Genomic DNA, 2,933 nt, shown 5'->3' on the forward strand with positions numbered 1-2,933 from the left:
ATAATATATTGTAATTTTTATATCAATGGATTATCTTCTCGTTTAGAGCATCGGTTGATGAATTCTAATTCCTCTTTTGTCGGTGCAACTTTTTTTCTAATTACATCCCCATGTTTATCCCATTCTGTATAATGTAAACAAATACCAAACTTAAATTCTCCTTCATATTTGAGTACTTCGCATTCATACCAAATTTTCCGTATTCCTCTTGTCTGTCCTTTTATCATGTAATCCGCAGCTTTCACTTTTCCGCTCTGATGAAACTTAACATAATTACCTTCTTTAAAACCATCCTTATAGTAACAATAATACGCTAGGTTGCCATTTTCATATAACTCATAAGCTAAACCAGTAAAAGGTTTCCCATTCTTATCTTCTGGCTTATCTAACACTTCATCACTGGATGAGGTAAACCATAGTTCCTCATCAAAATTTATTCCATGCTCTAATACATATTTTTTACTGAGTACATCCATCTTATTTTCCAACTTTATTCACCTCGAAGCAACAATCAAAGCTTTCCGTTATAGTCAAAATCACTCCTTAACAGGGTGCCATAGAATGTTTTATATTCGTCACATATATCGTTTTCTTATACAACTACATGTCCATAAAAATACTTTTTACCAATCTTCCATTCTTTCTTTGTTAGAACATCAATATATGACATCAGCTCTCTATTTTTTTCATTTGTTATTATCGTATCGTATTGAATAGGACATTTGATTCCACTCCAAATTGATAAAACGGAAGGTATAATAACAACATTATAAGTAGTTCTATCTCTTAAAGAACTCATAACTTCCGAAACTAACTCCTTTGCCAAATCTCCAGGAAAAGATAGTCTATTACGATAATAGTATTCTTGCGTATCGTTATTTTCGATAAAACTAGAATAAGCTTCATTAAATTCTTCTAACGATACTTCATAATACTCGTCCTCAATTCCAAGCATCCATGAAATTTCATTTCTAATAGCTTTTTCAACAAAGGTATCTTCCCACTCTTCTAGTAATGCTAAAAGATATGGTACTACATGATATGAAAGAGTTTCACCAGCACTTACTACAAAATTATGAACTCCATCCTCTGAAGCACTTGAAAGGAATTTCAAATTATTCGTTTCTAATAAATCATCGTGAGTAGCTATTGAACAAAATAGTCTAGTGCATAAATGTAAAACAAGCTCATTTCGAGTACTATTCATAAGTTCAATTAGTAACCCCTTTACGGAGAAATCACCTAACTTTAACAATTCGTTAATTAAAATAAAGTATTCTGCCTCTGTTGCACTATCCCTTAAGTTAGACTTAAGAGTTTCAATTGTATGATTAGAAACTTCTCCATACCAAATATCTTTTTTTAGATGCTCTAATTCCATCATTCCCCCTCCTTTTATTGCTGCTTACATTTATACGAACCATTTTATATGGATAATATTATTAATCATGTAACTTATTTAAAAACTCCGTAAAGTTATTAGCAATATAGAATACATTTTCTCTCGCTACTTCCTCTGCTTCTTCTTCCGTAATCCCTTCGCTTTCCATCAATACTTCCTTTTCCCATGCACCTTCATGTTCCCAAAAGACAACAATTGGGTCTTCTTTATGATTTTTATAATCAAAGCAAATTAAATTTCCTGCTGGGTCAAATGCGAATGGAACCAATGCTCTCGGTAATGTGTCATTGTAATCATGAAATACCTCAATAATATTTTCATCATCATCCATATCATAAGTTAGTAATATCCCAAAAACCTTTCTCTTCTCCTCAACTTCAAATATTTCTGGGCTAACATGTGCTCCATTATTCTTCATTACACATTCTATATAATCTAAAGGGAAATGAATGCCCAACTCCTTTTCCACATTCTTTACATTTTCTCGCAATAAAGGCTTATCTGGCAATCTCCATTCTACTTTACTCATCTCGCACCATCCCTCTGAATTTCCTCAATTAATTACTACACATGTAAAACAGTTATAAAAGACCTTAATAAATTACATTTAAAATCTTATTTATATCTATCATACAGTCTTGCACTAAATCGTAAAAACCAACATGTACACTATCTTCATATACCAAAAAAAGGTCTGTACCATATGGTGCTTCAAATATTTCTAACATTTGAGGTGCAATTGAATACATTGATTCTGCATTAATTATGCAAAAGTTTTTTGGATTGTTTACATATTCATCATCCACTTCTGAAAAGATGTTCCAACCATTTAATTGAGAAATAGAACTTTCTTCTCGAAAACTATATCGAATAGGTACCCCATTAAAAACATTTCTAGATACAATAAACCCTCCATATGCATCATTTCTATTTGTCATGTTCATACTCCTTTACAATATCAATATGTCTATGAATAAAGAGCGACAGGCAATACGAATTGTATGTGAACGTAATACCATTCTCCCTCGTGCTAAACCCAGCCTTCATTCGTATACATTGACCGGATACTCCTAATAAGTAAAGTCCATTTCCATCATCGTGGAGCTTATACATAAATTTTTGAATATGTAATACGAAAAAAGATGTAGATTATTCTACATCTTTTCTTATTTATAAGACTCTTAGTTTAATATCTCTTATACCAAATGCATTGCATACTTCACATAGAAAAGGTGATAAGGAAAGAGAAGTGTACTTCAAGTCACATCGTTATCCATAAGTCTACTCCTAAATACTTTTAATTAGTTTTATTCCCTCAATAAAGAATAATACTAAGTGCATAGCGTTTATTACAAACCATAACATGAAATTTGAGTTCTTTACAGTCTTCAACTGATTTGACTTTGTATCAGACAATTCTATCTTTAAAGACGTTAATATAATAGTGTTAGACATAAAACCTAACAATATAAATCCGAATAAAGGTAAGTTTGTTATAGCACCTATTACCATAATTCCTATGTATACTATA

The 2,933-nt window shown here is 31.4% G+C and carries 4 protein-coding genes and 1 pseudogene; all 5 read right to left on the reverse strand.

The features are described from left to right. Nucleotides 1-17: 17 nt before the first annotated feature. On the reverse strand, nucleotides 18-476 hold the full coding sequence (locus V7038_RS29205) for a toxin-antitoxin system YwqK family antitoxin (RefSeq protein ID WP_335696073.1): 459 nt from the start codon (nucleotides 474-476) through the stop codon (nucleotides 18-20). A gap of 116 nt (nucleotides 477-592) precedes the next feature. Next, entirely contained in the window at nucleotides 593-1,381 is a 789-nt protein-coding gene (gene imm47, locus V7038_RS29210; protein ID WP_335696071.1) for an Imm47 family immunity protein, read from the reverse strand. Between the two features lie 61 nt (nucleotides 1,382-1,442). Next, complete coding sequence (locus tag V7038_RS29215; RefSeq protein WP_199715436.1) at nucleotides 1,443-1,931, reverse strand: SMI1/KNR4 family protein; 489 nt, start codon at nucleotides 1,929-1,931, stop codon at nucleotides 1,443-1,445. Nucleotides 1,932-1,995: 64 nt separating this feature from the next. Next, the gene (locus tag V7038_RS29220; protein WP_335696072.1) at nucleotides 1,996-2,340 is read right to left on the reverse strand and encodes an immunity protein Imm33 domain-containing protein; all 345 of its coding nucleotides are present in this window, start codon (nucleotides 2,338-2,340) and stop codon (nucleotides 1,996-1,998) included. Between the two features lie 349 nt (nucleotides 2,341-2,689). Next, nucleotides 2,690-2,933: pseudogene (locus V7038_RS29225) on the reverse strand (hypothetical protein); the annotation flags it as partial.

Source organism: Bacillus sp. JJ783 (assembly GCF_036963225.1).
Taxonomy (GTDB): domain Bacteria; phylum Bacillota; class Bacilli; order Bacillales; family Bacillaceae_G; genus Bacillus_A; species Bacillus_A cereus_U.

Excerpts from the sequence above, each read along its gene's own strand:
- V7038_RS29205 (WP_335696073.1), bottom strand. The coding sequence starts at position 476 with ATGGATGTACTCAGTAAAAAATATGTATTAGAGCATGGAATAAATTTT.
- imm47 (WP_335696071.1), bottom strand. The coding sequence starts at position 1,381 with ATGGAATTAGAGCATCTAAAAAAAGATATTTGGTATGGAGAAGTTTCT.
- V7038_RS29215 (WP_199715436.1), bottom strand. The coding sequence starts at position 1,931 with ATGAGTAAAGTAGAATGGAGATTGCCAGATAAGCCTTTATTGCGAGAA.
- V7038_RS29220 (WP_335696072.1), bottom strand. The coding sequence starts at position 2,340 with ATGACAAATAGAAATGATGCATATGGAGGGTTTATTGTATCTAGAAAT.